17 protein-coding genes and 1 other RNA gene are annotated in these 22,457 nt (G+C 71.1%); 14 read left to right on the top strand and 4 right to left on the bottom strand.

Going from position 1 to position 22,457, the window contains the following annotated elements; all coding sequences use genetic code 11:
- Nucleotides 1-30 precede the first annotated feature (30 nt).
- Both SSPS47_RS11715 and SSPS47_RS11710 read right to left on the bottom strand, forming a co-directional pair.
- Entirely contained in the window at nt 31-1,425 is a 1,395-nt protein-coding gene (locus SSPS47_RS11715) for an ABC transporter substrate-binding protein (RefSeq protein ID WP_164250822.1), read from the bottom strand.
- A gap of 345 nt (nt 1,426-1,770) precedes the next feature.
- Nucleotides 1,771-5,145, bottom strand: a complete 3,375-nt coding sequence (locus tag SSPS47_RS11710) for an FHA domain-containing protein (RefSeq protein WP_164254521.1) — start codon at nt 5,143-5,145, stop codon at nt 1,771-1,773.
- Between the two features lie 415 nt (nt 5,146-5,560).
- On the opposite strand from SSPS47_RS11710, the gene SSPS47_RS11705 reads away from it, so the two are divergent.
- From SSPS47_RS11705 to SSPS47_RS11690, 4 genes are all read left to right on the top strand, one after another.
- The gene (locus SSPS47_RS11705; protein ID WP_164250820.1) at nt 5,561-7,213 is read left to right on the top strand and encodes a serine/threonine-protein kinase; all 1,653 of its coding nucleotides are present in this window, start codon (nt 5,561-5,563) and stop codon (nt 7,211-7,213) included.
- A gap of 192 nt (nt 7,214-7,405) precedes the next feature.
- Entirely contained in the window at nt 7,406-8,656 is a 1,251-nt protein-coding gene (locus SSPS47_RS11700) for a serine/threonine-protein kinase (RefSeq protein ID WP_147875553.1), read from the top strand.
- Between the two features lie 129 nt (nt 8,657-8,785).
- Nucleotides 8,786-9,892 (top strand): peptide chain release factor 2, encoded by a 1,107-nt coding sequence (gene prfB, locus SSPS47_RS11695; RefSeq protein WP_147875552.1) that lies wholly within the window; start codon nt 8,786-8,788, stop codon nt 9,890-9,892.
- 327 nt (nt 9,893-10,219) lie between these two features.
- Nucleotides 10,220-11,053: a hypothetical protein gene (locus tag SSPS47_RS11690; RefSeq protein ID WP_164250818.1), complete on the top strand. Its 834-nt coding sequence runs from the start codon at nt 10,220-10,222 to the stop codon at nt 11,051-11,053.
- 84 nt (nt 11,054-11,137) lie between these two features.
- Here SSPS47_RS11690 and SSPS47_RS11685 read toward each other — a convergent pair whose 3' ends face one another.
- The gene (locus SSPS47_RS11685) at nt 11,138-11,335 is read right to left on the bottom strand and encodes a hypothetical protein (protein WP_147875550.1); all 198 of its coding nucleotides are present in this window, start codon (nt 11,333-11,335) and stop codon (nt 11,138-11,140) included.
- Between the two features lie 266 nt (nt 11,336-11,601).
- Here SSPS47_RS11685 and ftsE point away from each other — a divergent pair, with 266 nt between their 5' ends.
- The 8 genes from ftsE to SSPS47_RS11645 all read left to right on the top strand — a co-directional run bounded on the left by ftsE (nt 11,602) and on the right by SSPS47_RS11645 (nt 20,162).
- A complete protein-coding gene (gene ftsE / locus SSPS47_RS11680; protein ID WP_078077079.1) occupies nt 11,602-12,291 on the top strand; it encodes a cell division ATP-binding protein FtsE in 690 nt (229 codons plus the stop codon).
- A 35-nt stretch (nt 12,292-12,326) separates the two neighbouring features.
- Nucleotides 12,327-13,244: a permease-like cell division protein FtsX gene (gene ftsX / locus SSPS47_RS11675; protein ID WP_147875549.1), complete on the top strand. Its 918-nt coding sequence runs from the start codon at nt 12,327-12,329 to the stop codon at nt 13,242-13,244.
- Nucleotides 13,245-13,311: 67 nt separating this feature from the next.
- Nucleotides 13,312-14,505, top strand: a complete 1,194-nt coding sequence (locus SSPS47_RS11670) for a S41 family peptidase (RefSeq protein WP_164250817.1) — start codon at nt 13,312-13,314, stop codon at nt 14,503-14,505.
- Between the two features lie 18 nt (nt 14,506-14,523).
- Nucleotides 14,524-15,009 (top strand): SsrA-binding protein SmpB, encoded by a 486-nt coding sequence (gene smpB / locus SSPS47_RS11665; protein ID WP_078077082.1) that lies wholly within the window; start codon nt 14,524-14,526, stop codon nt 15,007-15,009.
- Between the two features lie 97 nt (nt 15,010-15,106).
- Nucleotides 15,107-15,494, top strand: a transfer-messenger RNA (tmRNA) gene (ssrA, locus tag SSPS47_RS11660).
- A gap of 476 nt (nt 15,495-15,970) precedes the next feature.
- Nucleotides 15,971-16,657: a hypothetical protein gene (locus SSPS47_RS11655; RefSeq protein WP_164250815.1), complete on the top strand. Its 687-nt coding sequence runs from the start codon at nt 15,971-15,973 to the stop codon at nt 16,655-16,657.
- A gap of 89 nt (nt 16,658-16,746) precedes the next feature.
- Nucleotides 16,747-18,867: a glycosyltransferase gene (locus SSPS47_RS11650; RefSeq protein WP_164254520.1), complete on the top strand. Its 2,121-nt coding sequence runs from the start codon at nt 16,747-16,749 to the stop codon at nt 18,865-18,867.
- Nucleotides 18,864-20,162 carry an acyltransferase gene (locus SSPS47_RS11645; protein ID WP_164250813.1) on the top strand — a complete coding sequence of 433 codons (1,299 nt, stop codon included), beginning with the start codon at nt 18,864-18,866 and terminating at the stop codon, nt 20,160-20,162. The genes SSPS47_RS11650 and SSPS47_RS11645 overlap by 4 nt, the downstream gene beginning before the upstream one ends.
- Here the strand turns inward: SSPS47_RS11645 and SSPS47_RS11640 are convergent.
- Complete coding sequence (locus tag SSPS47_RS11640) at nt 20,104-21,015, bottom strand: LysR family transcriptional regulator (protein WP_164250811.1); 912 nt, start codon at nt 21,013-21,015, stop codon at nt 20,104-20,106. The genes SSPS47_RS11645 and SSPS47_RS11640 overlap by 59 nt on opposite strands.
- A 96-nt stretch (nt 21,016-21,111) precedes the next feature.
- Here SSPS47_RS11640 and SSPS47_RS11635 point away from each other — a divergent pair, with 96 nt between their 5' ends.
- Together SSPS47_RS11635 and SSPS47_RS11630 are read left to right on the top strand one after the other, a co-directional pair.
- Nucleotides 21,112-21,363 carry a hypothetical protein gene (locus tag SSPS47_RS11635; protein WP_164250809.1) on the top strand — a complete coding sequence of 84 codons (252 nt, stop codon included), beginning with the start codon at nt 21,112-21,114 and terminating at the stop codon, nt 21,361-21,363.
- A 165-nt stretch (nt 21,364-21,528) separates the two neighbouring features.
- Complete coding sequence (locus SSPS47_RS11630; protein WP_164250807.1) at nt 21,529-22,440, top strand: MBL fold metallo-hydrolase; 912 nt, start codon at nt 21,529-21,531, stop codon at nt 22,438-22,440.
- The last annotated feature ends 17 nt before the right edge of the window (nt 22,441-22,457 follow it).

Genomic DNA, 22,457 nt, shown 5'->3' with positions numbered 1-22,457 from the left:
GTGCCCCCTGTTGTCGCCGACTTCACCGCGTCAGCTCTTGAATGCCTTGGCGGCGTCCGACTCCAGCTGCTGCTGAGCGCCCTTGACGTCCTTCGGGTTCTTCAGGAAGTCCTGGAGGGCCTTCCACTCGCCCTTGCCGGGCGTACCGCCGAACGACTGCGGCATCTGGTCCGACATGTCGAAGCGGAAGTCGTCACCGGCGTCGATGAGCGCCTTGGCGATGTCACGCTGCACGTCGTTCGGGTACGCCTTGCCGTCCAGGCCCTTGTTCGGCGAGATGAAGCCGCCCAGCTCCGCCTGGATCTCCGCGGCGTCCGTGGAGGCCAGGAAGGTCAGCAGCGCCTGCGCGCCCTTGCTGTCCGTGAGCGCCACGGCCGCGTCACCACCGGTCACCACCGGGGAGTCGCTGCCCACGGCCGGGAAGGGGAAGACCTTCGCGTCCGTACCGACCTTGGCGCCGGCCTCGGTGACGTTCACGCCGGCGAAGTCCGCGGCGAAGACCATGCCGGCCTTCGGGGCGTCACCGCCGGTGAACGTCTGGGTGACGGAGGCGGGGAACTCGGTCTGGAGCGCGCCGTTCGCGCCGCCGGCGACCAGGGCGGGCTTGCCCCACAGCTCGGCGAGCGTCGTCAGGGCGGTGGCCACCGACGGGTCGGTCCACTTGATCTCGTGCTTGGCCAGCTGGTCGTACTTCTCCGGACCGGCCTGCGACAGGTAGACGTTCTCGAACCAGTCGGTGAGCGTCCAGCCGTCGGCGCCGCCGACGGAGACCGGGGTGACACCCGACGCCGAGATCGTCTCCGCGGTCGTCAGGAACTCCTTCCAGGTCTTCGGCTCGGCCGCGCCCGCGTTCTCGAAGGCCGTGTTGTTGTACCAGACCAGCGACTTGTTGGCGGCCTTGTAGTACACGCCGTACTGCTCGCCGTCGACGGCGCCGAGGTCCTGCCAGCCCTTGCTGTAGTTCTTCGCCAGCTGGGCCTTGGCCTCGGCGCCCGCGGGCTTGGCCCACTTCTTCTCGACGGCCTGGGTGATCGCGCCGACCTGCGGGAGCATCGCCACGTCGGGCGGACTGCCACCGGCGATCTTCGTACCGAGGAAGTTCACGATCGGGTCCTGCGCGGGGACGAACGTGACCGTCGCCCCGGTGCGCTTCTCGAACTCGTCGAGGACCTTCGTGAAGTTCTCCTGCTCGGCCCCGGTCCAGACCGCGGCCACCTCGATCTTCTCGCCGTCCAGTTTGGGCAGTTCGACCGTGGAGGCGGGCTTCTTGCTCTCGGCCCCGTCGTCACCCTTGTCATCGGAGCCGCCGCCGCAGCCGCTGAGTACCACGGCGCCGACGACCGCGGCCGCCACCGCCGCTCTCTGTGTGCCTCGTGCCGCTGAGCGTGCTCCAAAGGCCTTGCGGCCGTTAAGAGTTGTACGCATGACTGCCCCGTCTCTCCCGTGCGCGTGCGGATCTTGACGCATGTTTACGCATGCGGACCGGCGCCCCGAGCGAACCGACGACGCCGTCCTTGTCCCGTTCGGTAAGTCCTACGCGCCGTGACCGCAGGCCGCAATACTGTCCTGGGCTTCAATTCGAAGATCGTGATGGGCTCGTGACGTCGTTTACGGACGTAGGGGGAATTTCAGAGATGTGAAGACACGGCGAGGTGCCGAGGTCTGGATCAAAAAGCGCTCCGACCTCAGGATGTCCGCTTTCGGCCACCGGGCGGCCGACGGTCGAACACCCCGCCGAACGCCCGCCGAACGCCCGGTCGACGGGCTCCGTCAGACCGGCCCCAGCGGTCCCACCGGCACCGCCGACACCGAACGGGCCGCCCTTTCCAGGGCACTTGCGAGCAGCGCCAGATCCGTCGGTCCGTTGCCCAGTTCGCGCACCGGCCGGCGGGCCGGCGGATCGCCCATCCGCTCCCACTCCAGGGGGACGACCGTGGGCCGCAGCGTCGCCGTACGCGGGATCCGGCCGGTCACCCGGCCGCCCTGGAACGGCGTCACCCGGCCGTCCGGATGCCCGAGCCTGCCGCGCCCCGGCAGCGGATCGTCCGGGCCCGGCGCCACCGGCGGCGTGTCCAGCACCACCCGCAGCCGGGTCCGGCCCGCGAGCTCCGTCTCCGAGGTCCGGTCGGGACGGGCCGACGTCGCGACCAGATGGACGCCCAGGCGCTCGCCGTCGCGCGCCACCGCCTCCAGCGCCCGGACGACCGAACCGGCCGCGGGGCGGCCCGGACTGCCCAGCGCGGGCGCGACCAGGGCGTCGTAGTCGTCGACCAGGACTATGAGCCTCGGCAGGACGGGGCCGGGGCCGGGCTCCCCGCGCGTACGGGAAGCGGTCTGCCGCAGCCTGAGGGTGCCGCCGTCCGCCGGGCCGGCGCCGGGCGGCTGCCCGGGTCGGCCGGTCGGCGCCCCCTGACCGGTGGGCCGCGCGCCGCCCTGGTGCTCGGCGCGCTCCCGCCGCTGACCGTGCTGCTCGGCGGGGCTCGGCGTCCGCTGGCCCACCATCCGCTCGGCCACCTCACGCCGGTTGTGCCACTCCGCGAAGTCCAGCCGCCCCAGCACCTCGGCGCGCCGCTTCAGCTCCGCCCCCAGCGCCTGCGCGAACTCCCGCATCCGGACCGGGTCCGACGCCACCAGGTGCTCGGTCACATGCGGCAGCTCCGTACAGGCCAGCAGCCCCTCGCCGCGCTCACCGCCCGCGCCGTCCACCAGGAGCAGGCCCAGCCTGTCCGGGCGGCCACCGGCCGCCAGGGACGCCGCGACGGCCCGCAGCAGCTCCGTACGGCCACTGCCCGCGGGTCCCTCGATCAGCAGATGCGGGCCCTCCTCCACCAGATCCACCGTCACCGGGCCGTGCGGCCCGGTGCCCAGAACCGTGGTGCTGCCCGCCGCCGACGCCCAGCGCGCCATCAGGGACGCGGGGGTCGCCCGCGCCAGCCCCAGCTCGTCCAGCAGTCGCGCCGTACGCGGCAGCACGGCCGCCTGCCTGCGCCGCCCCGCGGCCAAGCCGCCCGCCTCCGTACGGAGAGGGGCCAGCGCCCGGCCGAAACGGTCGGCCCACGCCGGGGACACCGCGTCCACCGTCGCGACCGTGCCGGGCCCGGCGGGCCGGCCCACCGCCGTGCGCAGCAGCCGCAGCGCCGTCGCCACATCGCCGCTCAGCAGGGCCACCGCCCCGCACTCCCGGAAGGCCGTCGAGGCCGCGCACGCCGTCTCGTAGGTCGCCGCCGGCGGGGAGTCGGGCGAGGCAGCGGGAGTCTCGGCCAGACAGATCACATGGACACCGGCCACTGAGCCCGCACCGGCCAGCCGCGCCGTGGTCTCGCGCAGCGCCGCCGAACCGGGATCGCCGTCCACCACCACGAGCGTGGACGTCCCCGCGTACCTCCCGGCCGCCTCCGCCACGGACCCGCTGTCGGCCGACGCCCATGCCGCACCGAGCGGCCCGTCGTCCAGCCGGCGCGTCAGCTCGCCCAGCCGGGCGGCGGCCTGATCGCGGTCGTAGGCGAGGAGCAGCCGGCAGTCCTGGCCGTGGGCCGGCCGTGTGTGCGGCAGCCAGCCGAGCCAGCCCCAATCCCGCTTGCGCTGCTCCACACTTCTGTTCCGGTCGGCGCTGATCAGGACGATCTCCAGATCGGCGGGGGAGTGCAGGGCGGCGAGCTGCGCCACGGCCGACCTGGCGAGACCGGTCAGCCGCTCGCGGGGACCCGCGAGACCGAGCGAGCCGGCTTCGCGCAGGCTCACCGTCACGGGCACCGAGGGCAGCGACCCCGACCCGTCGGGGGACGGCCGCTCCGTCGTGCCCAGCCGCAGGACCAGCGATTCGGGATGGCCGGGGCCGCGCTCCCACAGACGGGGGCCGGGGCCCAGCGCCGTCATCAGTACGGAGGCGGGGTCGGGCCAGGTCTCGTCGGGCCGCGCGCGGCCCGTGGGGCGGGCGCCGGAGCCGGTGGCCGCCGGGACGCCGTCGTCGCCGGGGAACTGCTCGTCACGCGTGCCCGCCAGCCGCCTGGCCCAGGCGCCTATGCCGCCGCGCCGCCTGCCCGGCGCCTCGGGCAGCTCCGTGCCGCGCATGGGCGTGCCCTGACGGCGGGAGCCGGGTGCCCTGCTGTGTCCCTGCGGGCCGTCGTCGGCCGCGCCGTGGGCGTCGTCGCTGTCGGCGCGGTCGTGCGGCGGGCGCCCCGTGCTGCCGGGCGCCGGCGCGTACAGGGCGTCGCCGTATCTGGTGTCGGCGTCGGAGCGGGGAGTGCGCGGGTCGGGCACGCGGGGGGTGACGGCCGGGCCACCGGGACCGCCCTGGCCGCGCCGGCCGTACGCGTGGACCGTACGGCCGCCGGGGGCGCCGCCCGTTCCGTACGCCCCCGTCTCCGGGCCGGACCGGGGGGTGGTGTGCGCCCCCGGTGCCGCTCCGGCCCCCGTCCCCGGTCCCGTCGCGCCGGAGGCCGCGTTCGCACCCGCGCCTTCGCTCCCGCCGCCTTTCGCGCCGTCGCCGCCCGCGCCCTCCTGGGCCCCGGGGGTGATCCGCAGATGCCCCTCGCCGTCCGGCGTGAGCGTGAGCGTCGGCATCCGGCCGCCCGTGGTGAGCCGCAGCGCGGACTCGCCCAGCCGCAGCAGGGCGCCCGCCGGGAGCGGGACCGCGCGGGACCCGACCCGGACGCCTTCGACGGTCGTGCCGTTCGTGGAATGCAGGTCCGCCACCGAGACATGACCGTCATCGGCCACGGTCACCGAGCAGTGCAGCCGTGAGACGTCCGGATCGTCGAGCGGTACGTCGGCGTCCGCCGACCGGCCGATCCTGACCTGCCCGCCGTGCAGCAGATGGACCCCGCCCGCGTCCGGACCCGCGACCACATGGAGCTGGGCCGGGACGTCGTCGGTGGGCGCCTCGTCCTCGCCGGGGACCTGGAGACAGAGCACGGCGCCGTCCACCAGTGGGGGATCGCCCAGGGTGCGGCGCTGCGCGTCCAGCCGCTCCCGCCCCGCGTACAGCACGACGGCGCCCGAGACGTCGGGTCCGGCGACGGCCGTGGCCAGGGCGGAGGCGACGGTGGCGAGCGCCGTCCCCGCAGGCGCGGTGACGAGCACGTCGCACGCGCGCCCCGCGGGATGGCCGCTGCGCGGCGCGAGGACGGTCAGCCGGATCTGCATCGCCGTCAGCGGTCCCTTCTGCGCGGGGTGCCCGGCAGGGGTGCTGCCCTGTGTGAATCCCCCCACCCGGCACCGACACATCGTCCGGTACAGGTCGGCACGGACGGTGAGCGAACGACCCCACACATCGAGTGCTGGGTGGCATCTTCGCACCTGCCACCGACAACACGCCCACGGACCGGGGGTAAGTGATCTTGAATGGTCGGCTGTGCGTGCAAAAGTGCATGGTTGGGAACGGGTTGGGATCATCCGCGGACCTCGCGGGTACACGTGATTGGCAACCATCCACAGGAGGCTCGCGTCTTCCTCTCGAACATGACCGCGACGGGAACCCACGTGCGACCTCTAAAGTGGGTCGGACACCCGGGTGGGCCCGGGGCCATGCAAGGACCACCAGCAGCAGGGAGCGCATGACGTGCGGCCGGTAGGCAGCAAGTACCTCCTGGAGGAGCCCATCGGGCGCGGCGCCACGGGCACCGTCTGGCGCGCCCGTCAGCGGGAGACCGCCGGCGCCGAGGCCGCCGTGGCCGGGCAGCCCGGTGAGACCGTCGCGATCAAGGTCCTCAAGGAGGAGCTGGCGAACGACGCGGACGTGGTGATGCGCTTCCTCCGGGAGCGCTCCGTCCTGCTCCGTCTGACCCACTCCAACATCGTGCGGACCCGTGACCTGGTCGTCGAGGGTGACCTCCTCGCCCTCGTGATGGATCTGGTCGAGGGCCCGGACCTCCACCACTACCTGCGGCAGAACGGCCCCTTCAGCCCGGTCGCCGCCTCGCTGCTCACGGCCCAGATCGCCGACGCGCTGGCCGCGAGCCACGCCGACGGCGTCGTGCACCGCGACCTGAAGCCCGCCAACGTCCTGCTGAAGGACGACGGCGACCAGCTGCACCCGATGCTGACCGACTTCGGTATCGCTCGGCTCGCCGACTCCCCGGGGCTGACCCGGACACACGAGTTCGTCGGCACGCCCGCGTACGTCGCGCCGGAGTCCGCCGAGGGCCGCCCGCAGACCTCCGCGGTCGACATCTACGGCGCCGGCATCCTGCTGTACGAGCTGGTCACCGGCCGTCCTCCGTTCGCGGGCGGCACGGCCCTCGAAGTGCTCCACCGGCACCTCAGTGAGGAGCCCCGCCGCCCCTCCACCGTCCCCGATCCGCTGTGGACGGTCATCGAGCGCTGCCTCCGTAAGGAGCCCGACGAGCGGCCCAGCGCCGTGAATCTCGCCCGCGCCCTGCGCACCGTCGCCTCCGGCGTCGGTGTGCACTCGACATCCGCCCAGGTCAACGCGGCGATGGGCGTGGGTGCCCTGCTGGCGCCCGACCCGTCTCCCACCACGGTGCCCGGTGAGCCCGGCGCCGCCGACCCGACCCAGGTGCTGCCGAGCAACGCGGGATCGTACGACCCGGCCGCCGCGACCAGCGTTCTGCCGACGAACGCTCCGAACGCGCCCGGCGCGTCCGACCCGACGTCGGTCATGCCCGTCGGCCCCGGCGGACCGGGCGCTCCCGGCGCCGGACCCGGCCCCGAGGACCCGCACCCCTGGCAGAACCAGCTCAGGGCCGCGCGCGACCGCAACGAACAGACCCAGGTCCAGTACCTGGACCCGAGCCAGGACCCGCTCAGGCGCAGGCCCCAGCGGCCCCAGGGCCAGGGCGGCCAGCGCCAGGGCCCGCCACCCCAGCAGCACCAGCCGCAGCGGGCCCCGCAGCCGTACCCGCCCCAGCAGTCCCGCCCGCCCCAGCGACAGCGCTACGCGCCGCCTCCGCAGCAGCAACAGCAGTACTCCCCGCCGCAGCAGCCGGCGCCCCAGCAGCCGCAGCCGCCCGCACCGCGCCAGCCCCGCCAGCGCAGCGCCAACCCGATGCGGATCCCCGGCCTCGGCTGTCTCAAGGGCTGCCTGTTCACGCTGGTCCTGCTCTTCGTCGCAGGCTGGCTCGTCTGGGAGCTGACGCCGCTCCAGGGCTGGATCGGCGAGGGCAAGAGCTACTGGAACGCGATCACCGACACCGTCGACACGGTGTCGGGCTGGGTCAAGGACCTCGGCGGTTCGGACGCCGGAACCAACTGACATCACCGACGCCGGTGACCGGAACCGGTGGGGCTCCCACCGATTCCGGAGCTGTTCCGGCGCTTCTGTCTCTTTGTCGATACCCGCGGGATCAATTCCCCCGCAGAAGTGAACGTTGACGCGGTACCGGGCAATCAACACCCCGATACCCGCGTACTTTGATGGGCAAAGCCAGCCGCTGAGGGAGCAGTCTTGGCACGGAATATCGGCAGCCGGTACACCGCCCATCAGATCCTGGGGCGGGGCAGCGCCGGCACGGTGTGGCTCGGCGAGGGCCCCGAGGGCCCCGTCGCCATCAAACTGCTGCGCGAGGACCTCGCCTCCGACCAGGAACTGGTCGGGCGCTTCGTCCAGGAGCGCACCGCGCTGCTCGGACTCGACCACCCTCGGGTGGTCGCCGTCCGCGACCTCGTCGTGGACGGCAACGACCTGGCACTGGTGATGGAGCTGGTGCGCGGCACCGACCTGCGCACCCGCCTCGACCGCGAGCGCAGGCTCGCACCCGAGGCCGCGGTCGCCGTCGTCGCCGATGTCGCCGACGGCCTCGCCGCCGCGCACGCGGCCGGTGTCGTCCACCGCGACGTCAAGCCGGAGAACATCCTGCTCGACATGGAAGGCCCCATCGGCCCCGGCGGCGCGCACCCGGCGCTGCTCACCGACTTCGGCGTCGCCAAGCTGATCGACACGCCCCGCCGTACGAAGGCGACCAGGATCATCGGCACCCCGGACTATCTGGCGCCCGAGATCGTCGAGGGCCTGCCGCCGCGTGCCGCCGTCGACATCTACGCGCTCGCCACGGTCCTGTACGAGCTCCTCGCCGGCTTCACGCCCTTCGGCGGCGGCCACCCCGGAGCCGTCCTGCGCCGCCATGTCACCGAGACCGTCGTGCCGCTGCCCGGCATCCCCGACGAGCTGTGGCAGCTCCTCGTCCAGTGCCTGGCCAAGGCCCCTGCCTCCCGGCTGCGCGCCTCCGAGCTGGCCGCGCGGCTCCGCGAGCAGCTTCCCCAGCTCGCCGGCATCCCCTCCCTGGAGGTGGACGAGCCCGACGCCGAGCCGACGGAGGAGGAGCGGGCGTACGGCGACACCGAGGCCGCGCGGGCCCCGGCGGACGAGCAGCCGCGGCGCAGGGGCGCCGTCCCCCTCGTTCCGGGAGCGGCGCCGGATTCCAACCGCGACACCCACACGAGCATGCGTGTCCCGGCCCCCGACGAGCTCGCGGGCGGCGCGCGCGGCACGGCCAGGGCACCGCGCGCGGCGGGCCAGCGCAGGCCGGGCTCGGCCCGGCACAAGGCGGAGGCCGTCCGCAAGCGGCGCATCACGCTGGGCGTGACGGCCGTTCTGCTGGTCGCCGTCCTCGGCGTCGGGGGCTGGCTGGCGACGAGCAGCGACGGCGCGGAGCTCACCCCCAGGGGCCCGGCGCCGACGGCGTCCCCCACCCCGTAGGCCTCTGACCGCCGGGGACCGGTTCCTCCTCGATCGACGGACGGGCGTATCGAGCCCGTCCGGCGAAGGAGGAACATTCCCGCGGGGATCGGCGGCGGGGTTCGGGCCGTCAGCCGTTAGGCTGGGTGCGTGGCAGTCGTCGATGTATCCGAAGAGCTGAAGTCCCTTTCCTCGACCATGGGGTCGATCGAGGCCGTCCTCGACCTCGACAAGATGAGGGCCGAGATCGCTGTCCTGGAGGACCAGGCAGCCGCCCCGTCCCTCTGGGACGATCCGGAGGCGGCGCAGAAGATCACGAGCAAGCTCTCGCACCTCCAGGCGGAGCTGCGCAAGACGGAGGCGCTCCGGAGCCGGATCGACGACGTCGAGGTGCTCTTCGAGCTCGCCGAGAGCGAGGCCGACGCCGACGCCCGCTCCGAGGCCGAGTCCGAACTGGCCTCCGTGAAGAAGGCGCTCGACGAGATGGAGGTCCGCACCCTCCTGTCCGGCGAGTACGACGAGCGGCAGGCGCTCGTCAACATCCGGGCCGAGGCCGGCGGCGTCGACGCGGCCGACTTCGCCGAGCAGCTCCAGCGCATGTACATCCGCTGGGCCGAGCGGCACGACTACCCGACCGAGGTCTACGAGACGTCGTACGCGGAGGAGGCCGGCATCAAGTCGACCACCTTCGTCGTCAAGACGCCGTACGCCTACGGCACGCTCTCCGTCGAGCAGGGCACCCACCGGCTGGTCCGCATCTCGCCGTTCGACAACCAGGGCCGCCGCCAGACCTCGTTCGCGGGCGTCGAGGTGCTGCCCGTCGTCGAGTCCAGCGACCATGTCGAGATCGACGAGACCGAGCTGCGCGTGGACGTCTACCGCGCCTCGGGCCCCGGCGGCCAGGGCGTCAACACCACGGACTCCGCGGTCCGGATCACGCACATCCCGACCGGCATCGTCGTCTCCTGCCAGAACGAGCGCTCGCAGATCCAGAACAAGGCCAGCGCCATGAACGTCCTCCAGGCGAAGCTGCTCGAACGCCGCCGCCAGGAGGAACAGGCCAAGATGGACGCCCTCAAGGGCGACGGCGGCAACTCGTGGGGCAACCAGATGCGTTCGTACGTCCTGCATCCGTACCAGATGGTCAAGGACCTCCGTACGGAGTTCGAGGTGGGCAATCCGCAGGGCGTGCTCGACGGCGAGATCGACGGCTTCCTCGAAGCCGGAATCCGCTGGCGCAAGCAGCAGGAACGCTGAGCCACCTCCCAAATGCTCCGGCCGAGGTCAGAGGCCAACTGGCAGTCCTCGCAAAGGACTCGCTTTGTCGACAAAGGAACTGCCGTCCTGGAGGCGGCAGTTCCCGTTTATGTCACAGTTACCCCTCACCCGGCGGACAACTGGCTTGAAAACCGGGCAACGTGCGCGCAACGACCTTGACGCTTATGCGAAAACTCGGAATGGTGACGCGCGGCATGCGTATTTCCGGGGCGCGTGTGATTCGGGGGACCCGCACGCACGGACCCCCAACCGGCCGGCCCCGGACCGCTGCACCACTCACGATCAGCTACTGGGGGTAGCAAGCACATGACCAAGAAGACGCGGATCCGCGTAGCGCGGATAGCCGCCGGCGCGGTGATCGCAGCCGGTGCTTCGCTGACCGCCGCGGGCGCCGCTTCGGCCGTCGGTATCGATGTCAACGTCGGTGGCCTGAGCGCCAACGCGGACGTCAACGAGAACGGCCTGGACGTCGGCCTCGGCCTCGGTGACACCGAGGGCACCACGGAGGGCAGCACCGAAGGCACCGACGGCGGCAACACAGTCGTCGGTACCACGGAGGGCACGTCCGAGGGCACCTCCGAAGGTACGTCCGAGGGCACCTCCGAGGGCACCTCCGAGGGCACCTCCGAGGGCACCAGCGAGGGTACGTCCGAGGGCACCTCGGAAGGCACCAGCGAGGGTACGTCCGAGGGAACCTCCGAAGGTACGTCGGAGGGTACGTCCGAGGGCACCAGCGAGGGTACGTCGGAGGGCACCTCCGAGGGCACCAGCGAAGGTACGTCCGAGGGCACCTCGGAAGGCACCAGCGAGGGCACCTCCGAGGGCACCTCCGAAGGCACCTCCGAAGGCGCCAATGAAGGCAGCACATCCGAAGGCGCCGCCGAGGGTCAGAGCGGTGGCACCGACGAGGGTCAGACCGGTGGTGCCGACGCCGGCACCAGCGCCGGCACCACGGGCGGTACCGACACCGACAACGCCGGTTCGCAGCCGGTCGAGCAGGGCGAGGCCAAGGAGGAGCTGGCGGAGACCGGCGCCGCCGAGACCACCTTCCTGCTCATCGGTGCCGCGACCATGATCGCCGGTGGCATCGGCTTCCGGATGCTCCCGCGTCTGGTCGGCAACCGCGCCACGGCTGCCTGAGCACCCGCTTCAGGCGTCCCGCACGCAGGGAAGGGCCCGGACACCCAACCGGTGTCCGGGCCCTTCCGCATGCTCGGGGACGGCTCAGGCCGTCTGATGCCCCACCGCCACCAGCGCCACCGCCGCTATCAGCACCACCAGCAGAGTGAGCAGCGCCATGGGGCTCAGGCCGCCGAGAGGGCCCTCCTGCTCCAGCCGCTGCCTGTTCGCACGGCAGACATGGCACCGGCCCTCACTGACCGGTCCCGCGCAGTTGGCGCACACCAGCCGATCAAAGGTCATGCGCTCTTCTCCTCCCGCGCCGCGGAGCCGCGGTCACTCTCTGCGCCCAACGCTCCGGGAAACGCGACCGTTCCCCGTACCACTGTGCCAGCTCTCGCTCGATTCGGCGCGCCCCGTCGGATTGCGCCCGGTCCGTCCCCGCGGGCGGCCGGCCGTCATCCGTGACAAATCGCCCACGCCAGGACCAACCCCGGTGGCCGACTGCGCGGCCCTCGCCGGTTCGCGTAAGGTCTCGCTCACCTACTCCCGGCCGACGTGGTGCACCCGTGATCCGATTCGACAACGTCTCCAAGACCTATCCGAAGCAGAACCGCCCCGCCCTGCGCGATGTGTCCCTCGACATCGAGAAGGGGGAATTCGTCTTCCTGGTGGGCTCCTCGGGCTCCGGCAAGTCGACCTTCCTGCGGCTCGTCCTCCGTGAGGAGCGCGCCAGCCACGGCATGGTGCACGTCCTCGGCAAGGACCTCGCGCGCCTGTCGAACTGGAAGGTCCCGAGCATGCGCCGTCAACTCGGCACGGTCTTCCAGGACTTCCGCCTCCTGCCGAACAAGACCGTCGCGCAGAACGTCGCCTTCGCACAGGAGGTCATCGGCAAGTCCCGTGGCGAGACCCGTAAATCCGTCCCCCAGGTCCTCGATCTCGTCGGACTCGGCGGCAAGGAGGACCGGATGCCCGGTGAGCTCTCCGGTGGTGAGCAGCAGCGCGTCGCGATCGCGCGGGCCTTCGTCAACCGCCCCATGCTGCTGATCGCGGACGAGCCGACGGGCAACCTGGACCCGCAGACCTCCGTCGGCATCATGAAGCTGCTGGACCGCATCAACCGCACCGGCACGACTGTCGTGATGGCGACGCACGACCAGAACATCGTCGACCAGATGCGCAAGCGTGTCATCGAGCTCGAAAAGGGCCGTCTCGTGCGAGACCAGGCGCGAGGCGTCTACGGCTACCAGCACTGAGCAACGCGAAGAGCATCGAAAGCTGAAAGGACGCCATGCGCGCCCAGTTCGTCCTGTCGGAGATCGGCGTCGGTCTCCGCCGAAATCTGACGATGACGTTCGCCGTCATCATTTCCGTAGCCCTCTCGCTCGCGCTGTTCGGCGGCGCACTGCTCATGCGCGAGCAGGTCAGCGTGATGAAGGACTTCTGGTACGACAAGGTCAACGTCTCGATCTTCCTGTGCAACAAGGGAGACGCCGAGACCACCGACAAGTGCGAGAAGGGCCCGGTCACCGCGGATCAGCGGAAGACCATCGAGACGGACCTCGACAAGATGGACATCGTCGACGAGGTCTACCACGAGACGGCAGACGAGGCGTACAAGCACTACCGCGAGCAGTACGGCGAGACCCCCATCGCCGGGATGATCACCCCGGACCAGATGCAGGAGTCGTTCCGGGTCAAGCTGAAGGACCCGGAGAAGTACAAGGTGGTGGCGACCGCCTTCGAGGGCCGGGACGGTGTGCAGTCCGTCGCGGACCAGCGCAACATCCTGGAGAACCTCTTCAACTTGATGCAGGGCATGAACGTCGCCGCGCTCGGAGTGATGGCGCTGATGCTTGTCATTGCCCTGATGCTGATCGTGAACACCGTCCGGGTGTCCGCGTTCAGCAGACGGCGGGAGACCGGCATCATGCGGCTGGTGGGAGCGTCGAGTTTCTACATCCAGATGCCGTTCATCATGGAGGCCGCGTTCGCCGGACTGATCGGCGGTGTCGTCGCCTGTGTACTGCTGCTCGCCGGGCGTTACTTCCTGATCGACGGCGGACTCGCGCTCGCGGACAAGATGCAACTGGTCAACTTCATCGGGTGGGACGCGGTGCTGGCCGTCCTTCCGCTGGTGCTGGTGATCGGTCTGCTCATGCCGGCCGTGGCCGCTTCCGTCGCGTTGCGCAAGTACCTCAAGGTGTGACAATGGCCCCTGGCGTCGTCTCGCCAAGCCGCTCTGCGGCGCCGGGGGTTGTCCTAGACTCGGCGCCATGCCGGGCCCCGAAAATCGCCTCAGGCCCCACGGTTTCTACCGCGGGGCGGCCCTGACCGTGCTCTTCGCGAGTGTGCTCGCCACCGCCGCGGCCACCGACTCGCTGCCTCGTGCCGACGAGGAAGCCGCCCGCATAAGCACCCGCTCCGTCGCCTCCACGGCCGACAGGGACGAGGTCGCGAGAGCCGCCGCCGAGGCCATGGCCGAAGGTAAGTCCGGCACCGAGGCCGCCGAGGACGTCGTCAGCCGCAGCGGTGACCGCTGGGGCGCCGTGTACGACAAGGGTGAGTACGAGGAGTTCGAGCAGGCCCTCGACGGCAAGTACACCGGGGTGGGTCTCTCGGCCAAGCGGCTGGCCGACGGCCGGATCGCGGCGAGCAAGGTCCAGCCCGGCGGCCCCGCGGCGCTGGCCGGGATCAAGGCCGGGGACATCCTCCGTACGATCGACGGCGAACCGGTCGGCCGGCGCCCCGTGACCGAGGTCGTCGCGCTGCTGCGCGGTGACGGCAGGGACCGGGACACCGGCGAGTCCGAGGACGCCTCCGCGGGCACCACCGTGGTCCTCGGTCTGGCGCGCGAGGGGCACGAGTGGAGCCAGACGCTGCGCCGGGCCAGCCTCAGTACGGACGCCGTCACACTCCACACCGGCGCCGACGGCGCGCTCGTGATCAAGGTGGCCGCCTTCACGAAGGGCAGCGGCAAGCAGATCAGGGACGCGGTGCTGGAGGCCCCCAGGGGGACCGGCGTCCTCCTCGACCTCCGGGGGAACGCGGGCGGGCTGATCACCGAAGCCGTCCAGGCGGCCTCCGCCTTCCTCGACGGCGGCCTGGTCGCCACCTACGACATACGGGGTGAGCAGCGGTCCCTGTACGCGGACCCGGGCGGCGACACCGAGCGGCCGGTGGTCGCGCTCGTCGACGGCGGCACGATGAGCGCCGCCGAGCTGGTCACCGGCGCCCTCCAGGACCGTGGCCGGGCGATCACCGTCGGTTCGCCCACCTTCGGCAAGGGTTCCGTACAGATGCCGAGCCGGCTGCCGGACGGTTCCGTGGCCGAGCTGACGGTCGGGCACTACCGCACACCGGCAGGTCACAAGGTCGACGACAGGGGCATCACGCCCGACCTGGTCGTGGCCGAACGGGCCCAGGAGCGGGCCCGCACAGTATTGAGTGGCCTCGGAGGCGGGTCGTAGTGCGAAAATGAACGCACTATGGCAAAGGAAAAGGACACAGGGCGCAAGCTGGTCGCGCAGAACAAGAAGGCGCGGCACGACTACCTCATTCTCGACACCTACGAGTGCGGTCTCGTGCTGACGGGTACCGAGGTCAAGTCGCTGCGCCAGGGACGCGCCTCCCTGGCGGACGGCTTCGTACAGATCGACGACCATGAGGCGTGGCTGCACAACGTGCACGTGCCCGAGTACACCCAGGGCACCTGGACCAACCACTCGGCGCGGCGCAAGCGGAAGCTGCTGATGCACCGGATCGAGATCGACAAGCTGGAGCAGAAGTCGAACGAGTCCGGTCACACGATCGTGCCGCTGGCCCTCTACTTCAAGGGCGGCCGGGCCAAGATCGAGATCGCGCTGGCGAAGGGCAAGAAGGAGTACGACAAGCGCCAGACGCTCCGTGAGAAGCAGGACCGGCGGGAGACGGAGCGCGCGGTCTCGGCGGTACGCCGACGTCAGCGCGCCTGATCGCCCGACGGGCGGAATAAGGTGGCCGCGGCCCGCGTTGGTCACGTACGATGGTTGACGTCCCGCAGAGCAGGGACAGCGTTTGAAAAATCAACATGGGGATGATCGGTTTCGACAGCGGATGTCGAGGCAGGGGAAGCGAGTCGAGGAAGCGGCAATGATCTCGTTAACCATATGTCGCAAACAATAATCGCCAATTCCAAGCGCGATTCCTCCACCTTCGCTCTCGCTGCTTAATTAGCAGCTAGCGAAGACTCCGTGGAGTGTCAGCCCGGGGGTGTTCCCGACCCGGATCCTGGCATCAACTAGGGAACTAAACCACCGCGTTCGGTCACGGGACACGGTGGGAAATCAAACAGTGACTGGGCCTGTCGGAGGCTTGTTCGCGTGACCTCCGGGGCCGAGTAAAAACGTAGCGAACTGCACTCGGAGAAGCCCTGGTTCCGCACCGTTGGACGCGGGTTCGATTCCCGCCATCTCCACAGTTCCCATGTGAGGCGAAGGCCCCGCTGCCGCTGGCAGCGGGGCCTTCGCCGTGCGCCGGACGTCGTGATGTCGGACACAGCGCCCCGGCGCGGCGCGGTGCGATGTCCCTCATGTATCCGCCGGCCCCTGCCGTCCCGGGTCACAACGCCCTGGAACAAGGGCAGTTCAGGGCCGTGGGGCCGCTCCGCGAGAACGGACCGCATGGCCGGAATTTTTGCGTCAAGATCGGTCCTTCGGCAGCGAACTCGTACAGATGCATATCAACTGGTGAAGCAGGAGCACGTGTGTGGTCGCCGTGCGCTACATTCTGGGTCCGGGTGCAAGTGGTTGGGGGGCGCTCGGTTCGGGTGGGGGCCCGGCCGACGGCCGAATTCCGGCCATGTTCATGCACGCACCCAGTGATCTTGTGGGGGATGTGCGTACAGCAGTGGACAATTGGCGAGAAGATGCCCGAAAAGGGCATACGCATGAGCCGATGGACGTCACCGTCGAGCTCGACGGTCTGGGGCGGCAGCTCTCCGAACTGCCCGGCCGGACCACAGAGGCCACCGGCATGCCCGCGGCGCGGGCCGCGGACAGCGCCGAAGGCCCCGTCTTCGTCGACGCCAGCGGCCGTCGGAGCAAGAAGCTCCGGCGTCTGGGCTGGGTGCTGGCGATAGCGAGCGCCTGTTACGCCGTCGCGCTGGTCGCGGCCCTGGTCGGCGGCAGCTCCAGCGCCCCCTGGCTCCAGATACCCGGCGTCAGTGACAAGCGCGACTCCGACAAGGTCGAGATACAGCCGCCCCCGACGGACCGGCCCACCGTGGTGGCCACGCCCGGCGCGGGGGGCCTCGACCCCAGCCCGGCGGACTCCGTCTCCGGCACACCGTCCGCGCCCGGCGAGAGCCCCGGCGCGTCGAACGACCCCGACCCGTCAGGCTCGGCCTCCGGTAAGCCGGACCCCGACCCGAAGCCCGGGAAGACCGATCCGAAGCCGGACCCCGGCGACGCCGATCCGGGCCCGGGAGAGAACCCCGACCCCGACCCCGGTGAGTCCGACCCGGGAGGACCGGTCGATCCCGGCCCCGATCCCGGCACGGACCCCACTCCCTCGGACTCCGCGCCCGTCGATCCACCCGTCGTGCAGGACGGCCAGCACGCAGTCGCGGAAGGCGCCCAGTAAAAATGACCTCTTCTGGCAGACGGGCCCCGTCCCACAAGCACGGCCAGCACAAGCAGAAGCGGGGTCGCGTCGCCGGACGCAGACTGCCCATGCGCTATCTGCTGCCTTCGCTGCTGCTCGTCGCCCTGCTCGCGATGCTGATGCTGCGCGGCTATGTGCACAGCGAGATCCTGGCGGACCATCGCGTACGCCCCCCGGCCGCCACCGACCAGGTGCCGGACCGGATCCTCAAGGGCGGCCCGGTCATAGACGCGCGTGGGACGACCACCCCCAAGGCGCTGAAGGTCCCCGACCACAGGCTCGTGCTGACCTTCGACGACGGACCGGACCCCGAGTGGACGCCCAAGGTCCTCGACAAGCTGAAGGAATACGACGCGCACGCCGTCTTCTTCGTCACCGGCACGATGGCCTCGCGCCATCCCGACCTGGTGCGACGGATGGTCGCCGAGGGCCATGAGATCGGCCTGCACACCTTCAACCACCCGGATCTCGCGTACCAGACCAAGTCCCGCATCGACTGGGAGCTGACACAGAACCAGCTCGTGCTGGCGGGCGCGGCCGGCATCCGCACCTCGCTGTTCCGGCCGCCGTACTCCTCCTTCGCCGACGCGATGGACGACAAGTCCTGGCCGGTCACCGAGTACATCGGCAGCCTCGGCTACATCACCGTGCTCAACAACACCGACAGCGAGGACTGGAAGCGTCCCGGTGTCGAGGAGATCATCGAGCGGGCCACACCGGAGGGCACCCGCGGCTCCATCGTGCTGATGCACGACTCCGGCGGCGACCGCTCGCAGACCGTCACCGCGCTGGGCCGCTTCCTGCCGAGCATGCAGGAGCGCGGATACGAGTTCGCCAACCTCACCGAGGCGCTGGGCGCCCCGAGCGCCCATACGCCCGTCTCCGGAGTCGAACTGCTCAAGGGCAAGGCGTTCGTCGGGGCCGTCGCCGTCTCGGAGGGCACCACCGCCGTACTGGTGGCCGGGCTCGCCGTGATCGGTGTGCTGGTCATCGGGCGGTTCGGGCTGATGCTGGTGCTCTCCTTCGCGCACGCGCGCAAGGTGCGGCGGCGCGGCTTCGGCTGGGGCGAGCCGGTCACCGAACCGGTGACGGTGCTCGTGCCCGCGTACAACGAACGCGAGTGCATAGCCAACACGGTCCGCTCACTGATGGAGAGTGACCATCCCATCGAGGTCATCGTCATCGACGACGGCTCGACGGACGGCACGGCGGACATCGTCGAGGCGATGTGGCTGCCGGGTGTCCAGGTCGTACGGCAGGTCAACAGCGGGAAGCCCGCCGCGCTCAACAACGGCATCGCGCACGCCGGTCACGACCTCGTCGTGATGATGGACGGGGACACCGTCTTCGAGCCGTCCACCGTGCGTGAGCTGGTCCAGCCGTTCGGCGACCCGAGGGTCGGGGCCGTCGCGGGCAACGCCAAGGTCGGCAACCGCGACACCCTCATCGGCGCCTGGCAGCACATCGAGTACGTGATGGGCTTCAACCTGGACCGCCGGATGTACGACGTGCTGCGCTGCATGCCCACCATCCCCGGCGCGGTCGGCGCCTTCCGCCGCCAGGCCCTGGAGCGGGTCGGCGGGATGAGCGAGGACACCCTCGCCGAGGACACCGACATCACCATGGCGATGCACCGCGACGGCTGGCGGGTCGTGTACGCGGAGCGCGCCCGCGCCTGGACCGAGGCGCCGGAGTCCGTGCAGCAGTTGTGGTCCCAGCGCTACCGCTGGAGCTACGGCACGATGCAGGCGATCTGGAAGCACCGCCGCGCGGTGATCGAGCGCGGGCCCTCGGGCCGCTTCGGCCGGGTCGGACTGCCGCTGGTCTCGCTGTTCATGGTGCTGTTCCCGCTGCTCGCGCCGCTCATCGACGTGTTCCTCCTGTACGGGCTCATCTTCGGCCCCACAAGGAACACCGTCATCGCGTGGCTGGGTGTGCTGGCCGTACAGGCCGTCTGCGCCGCGTACGCCTTCCGGCTCGACGGCGAACGCATGATCCATCTGATCTCGCTGCCCCTCCAGCAGATCCTCTACCGGCAGCTCATGTACGTCGTGCTGCTCCAGTCCTGGATCACGGCACTCACCGGCGGCCGGCTCCGCTGGCAGAAGCTGCGCCGCACGGGCGCCGTCGAGGCACCGGGGGCCACGACCGGGCGGCGGCGCGAGGACGTTCGGAGGCCGGTGGCATGAGCGGCGGTTTCGTCGGCACCGGGGGAGTGGCCGCCGGGGACACCGGAGGTGTTCCGCGAGCCAGGAACAGGGCGCAGGGAGGCGCGCGGCCGGAAGCGGGGCCGGCGGAGGGCGCCGGGCGTCCGTCCGGCAGGGACCGCTATCTCGACCTGCTGCGCGCGATCGCGCTGGGGCGGGTGGTGGTCTACCACATCTTCGGCTGGGCCTGGCTGACGATTCTCTTCCCCTCCATGGGTGTGATGTTCGCGCTGGCGGGTTCGCTGATGGCGCGCTCGCTGGCCCGGCCCTCGCCGGGTGTCATCAGGGGCCGGATGCGGCGGCTGCTGCCGCCGATGTGGGCGTTCGCGCTGGTCGTCGTGCCGGTGATGTTCGCGATGGGCTGGAAGCCGGTCAGGGAGGAGGGGCTGTGGTGGTTCCTCAAGCTGGCCAACTATCTGTTGCCGGTCGGGGCGCCGCCGTATCCGTGGGAGAGCGGCTCGGAGGGCGGCTGGCTGGACCAGTCGTGGGCGGACCAGGCGGCCGGGCCGCTCTGGTACATCCGCGCGTACCTCTGGTTCGTGCTGGCGTCGCCGCTGCTGCTGTGGGCCTTCCGGCGGGTGCCGTGGGCGACGCTGCTGGCGCCGCTCGCGCTGACCGCCGTCATCGGCACCGGTCTGGTGGAGATCCCCGGCGAGGCGGGGCTGGCGCTCACCGACTTCGCGGTCTACGGCGCGTGCTGGATCCTCGGCTTCGCGCACAACGACGGCATGTTCAAGAAGGTGCCGCGCTACATCACGGTCTCGCTCGCCGCGTTCGTCATGGCCTTCGGGATCTGGTGGGCGTCGGGGCATCTCACCGACGAGGGCTGGAACCTGGACGAGATCCCGCTGGCCCAGGCGACCTGGTCGCTCGGGTTCTGCGCGATCCTGCTCCAGTACTCGCCGTCGTGGCGGAAACTGCCCGGGAAACTGGCGCAGTTCGACTCCACGATCACTCTCGCCAACAACCGTGCCGTGACGATCTATCTCTGGCACAACCTGCTGATCATGGCGACGGTACCGATCATCGACCAGCTCTGGAAGATTCCCGACATGTGGAAGTACGGGGAGCAACTGGACGCCGCCTACCCGGCGTTGACGCTGGTGCTGATCTGGCCGCTGCTGGCGGTCGCGATCCTGGCCTTCGGGTGGGTCGAGGACGTCGCGGCCAGACGGCGGCCGAGACTCTGGCCGAACGGCTCGAACGGCTCGAACGGCTCTAGTCGGCCCACGGGCTCAGCGCCGCCCGCGCACGCAGGCTCGCCAGACCGTCGCTGATCGTCGGCTGGGTACCGCTGCCGCGCCGTACGCAGGTCAGGACCCGCCGGAAGGGCGGCGGGTCGCCGGTGACGCAGAGCCTCACCAGCTCCGGATGGGTGGTGAGGGGGACCAGCCGCGGCACGAGGCAGATGCCGAGGCCGTGGCTGATCAGCGAGAGCACCGCCGGCCACTCGTCGGCGTGGTGGACCATCCGCGGGGCGAAGCCGGACGCGGCGCAGAGCGCTTCGATCAGGCGTCTCTGGTCGTGGTGCGGCGATATCCAGTCGTCGTCGGCCGTCTCGCACAGCTCGACGCGCTCACAGCCGGCCAGCGGGTGCGCCGCCGGGACGACGAGGTCCAGGTAGTCGTCCATCAGCGGCCGCTGGTCGAAGCGGGGATCGTCCATGGTGGGGCTGCCGGGCAGTGGGGTGAGGACGGCGATGTCGAGCTTTCCGGCCAGCAGTTGCTCGTAGCAGTGGCGGGTGTCGATGTCCGCGACGGTCGTACGCGTCGACGGCGACGCGTCGCGCAGCTGCTGCGCGGTGGGCGCGAGGAGCGGGCCGATGCTGGTCGCGAAGCCGCCGATGCGCAGCGTCCGGTACGAGCCGCCGCCGTGCTCGGCGACGTCCGCCCTGGCGCGTTCCCACTGGGCGCTGAGCAGGTCCGCGTGGTGCAGCAGGACGCAGCCCGCCGTGGTGAGGCGGATCCGTCGGCCGTCCGGCTCCCACAGCTCGGCGCCGACCTCGCGGGAGAGCTGGCGCAGTTGCTGGGAGACGGCGGACGGCGAGAGGTTCAGCGCGCGGGCGGTGGCCGCGACGGTGCCCTGCGCGTTCATGACGCGCAGCGTCTGGAGGAGGCGCAGATTGATCACGCCCTCCATCGTGCGCCATTCGTACGCTGTTTCGGCATGGTTCCGTCCCGAAAGATGCGATGGACGCGCACGGTCCGAGGGCGGACGCTTGGCCGTATGGAAGCTGATCCGACAGATATCCGTCCCGAGGACATCGCCGCCTGCGCCGACTGCGGCTGGCCCGTCGAGGCCCCGCTCCAGGAGGCGTCGCGCCACACGGTCGCCGAGGGAACCGTCGTCTACACGCGGTGCGCCTGCGGGCGGGTGCGGGTCTGGCTGGAGCCGTGCGGGGGCGGTGGGCCGAGGCTGGTGGTGGGCGGCAATAGTGTCATGTTCGCGCCAAAAGCGGAGTGCCACGCGGGTCCGTGAGATGGCCCGCGGCGCCGAGAAACAAGATCGGGACCCCCTTCCGCTTTCCCGCGGGGGAGGGGGATTCTCGTTCCCGTCCGGCCGGTACCCGACCCGTACCCGGCCGCGACGCCGTCCCGTACGCGACCGGTACGGGACAGGGCCGAACCGCACAGGAGTGACACCGTGAACGACACCTCCACCCGGACCCGAACGGCCGCCACCGACGCCGGCTGGCACGTGGACGACCGCTGCACGAACTGCGACGTCTCCCGCCAGCTCGCACCGGGACTGATAGACGAGGTCGACGGGCGCTCCGCCGTCGTACGCCAGCCGCTCGACGCCGCGGAGGAACATCTGCTCCACGCCGCCGCCTTCGCCTGTCACACCCGGTCCGTGCGCCCGCCGGCCGGCCACCGCCTGGACCGGGATCTCGACCCCTACCCGCTGCCGTTCGACGCCACCGTCTCCCTCTGCGGACACAACGCCCCGATGACCGCGGCCGCCAACTCCTATCTCGTCCGGCGCCCGTCCGGCGGCCAGGTCATGGTGGACACCCCGCGCTGGAGCGAGGCGCTGGCGGCCCGGTTCGAAGCGCTCGGCCCCGTCTCCGACGTCCTGCTCACCCACCAGGACCACGCGGCACACGGCCGCGCGTACGCCGACCGGTTCGGCGCCCGGCTCTGGATCCACGAGGGCGACCTCGCCGCCGCACCCGACGCCGACCAGGTGCTGCGGGGCACCGAAGCCGTCGAGATCACCGACGGTGTCGTGGCCCATCCGCTTCCCGGCCACACGCGCGGCAGCGTGGTGTACGTCGCCGACGACCGGTACTGCTTCAGCGGCGACAGCTTCTACTGGTCCCGCACCACCGGCGACATCGAGGTGGTCGAGAACGTCACCTGGTACTCCATCGAGGCGCTGGCCGCCTCCCTGGCCCGTACGGCCGACGCCCTGCGTTTCGAGTGGCTGCTCCCCGGCCACGGCGACCGGAAGCACCTGCCCGCCGCCGAGGCGCGGCGGCGTATGCGGGCCCTGGTGACCCGCACCGCCACGCTGCGGCCACGGCCGGTCGACTTCACGGCGACGCGCTGGTGAGGGCGGCGGCAGACGGG

The organism is Streptomyces sp. S4.7 (genome assembly GCF_010384365.1).
Taxonomy (GTDB): Bacteria; Actinomycetota; Actinomycetes; order Streptomycetales; family Streptomycetaceae; genus Streptomyces.
Note: the sequence above shows the minus strand (reverse complement) of the source record. Positions and strands in the feature narration are given on the sequence as shown.

Coding starts and splice junctions, on each gene's coding strand:
- smpB (WP_078077082.1), top strand. CDS start 14,524: ATGGCAAAGGAAAAGGACACAGGGCGCAAGCTGGTCGCGCAGAACAAG.
- SSPS47_RS11715 (WP_164250822.1), bottom strand. CDS start 1,425: ATGCGTACAACTCTTAACGGCCGCAAGGCCTTTGGAGCACGCTCAGCG.
- SSPS47_RS11710 (WP_164254521.1), bottom strand. CDS start 5,145: ATGCAGATCCGGCTGACCGTCCTCGCGCCGCGCAGCGGCCATCCCGCG.
- SSPS47_RS11635 (WP_164250809.1), top strand. CDS start 21,112: ATGGAAGCTGATCCGACAGATATCCGTCCCGAGGACATCGCCGCCTGC.
- SSPS47_RS11690 (WP_164250818.1), top strand. CDS start 10,220: ATGACCAAGAAGACGCGGATCCGCGTAGCGCGGATAGCCGCCGGCGCG.
- SSPS47_RS11685 (WP_147875550.1), bottom strand. CDS start 11,335: ATGACCTTTGATCGGCTGGTGTGCGCCAACTGCGCGGGACCGGTCAGT.
- SSPS47_RS11650 (WP_164254520.1), top strand. CDS start 16,747: ATGCGCTATCTGCTGCCTTCGCTGCTGCTCGTCGCCCTGCTCGCGATG.
- SSPS47_RS11670 (WP_164250817.1), top strand. CDS start 13,312: ATGCCGGGCCCCGAAAATCGCCTCAGGCCCCACGGTTTCTACCGCGGG.
- SSPS47_RS11655 (WP_164250815.1), top strand. CDS start 15,971: ATGGACGTCACCGTCGAGCTCGACGGTCTGGGGCGGCAGCTCTCCGAA.
- SSPS47_RS11645 (WP_164250813.1), top strand. CDS start 18,864: ATGAGCGGCGGTTTCGTCGGCACCGGGGGAGTGGCCGCCGGGGACACC.
- ftsX (WP_147875549.1), top strand. CDS start 12,327: ATGCGCGCCCAGTTCGTCCTGTCGGAGATCGGCGTCGGTCTCCGCCGA.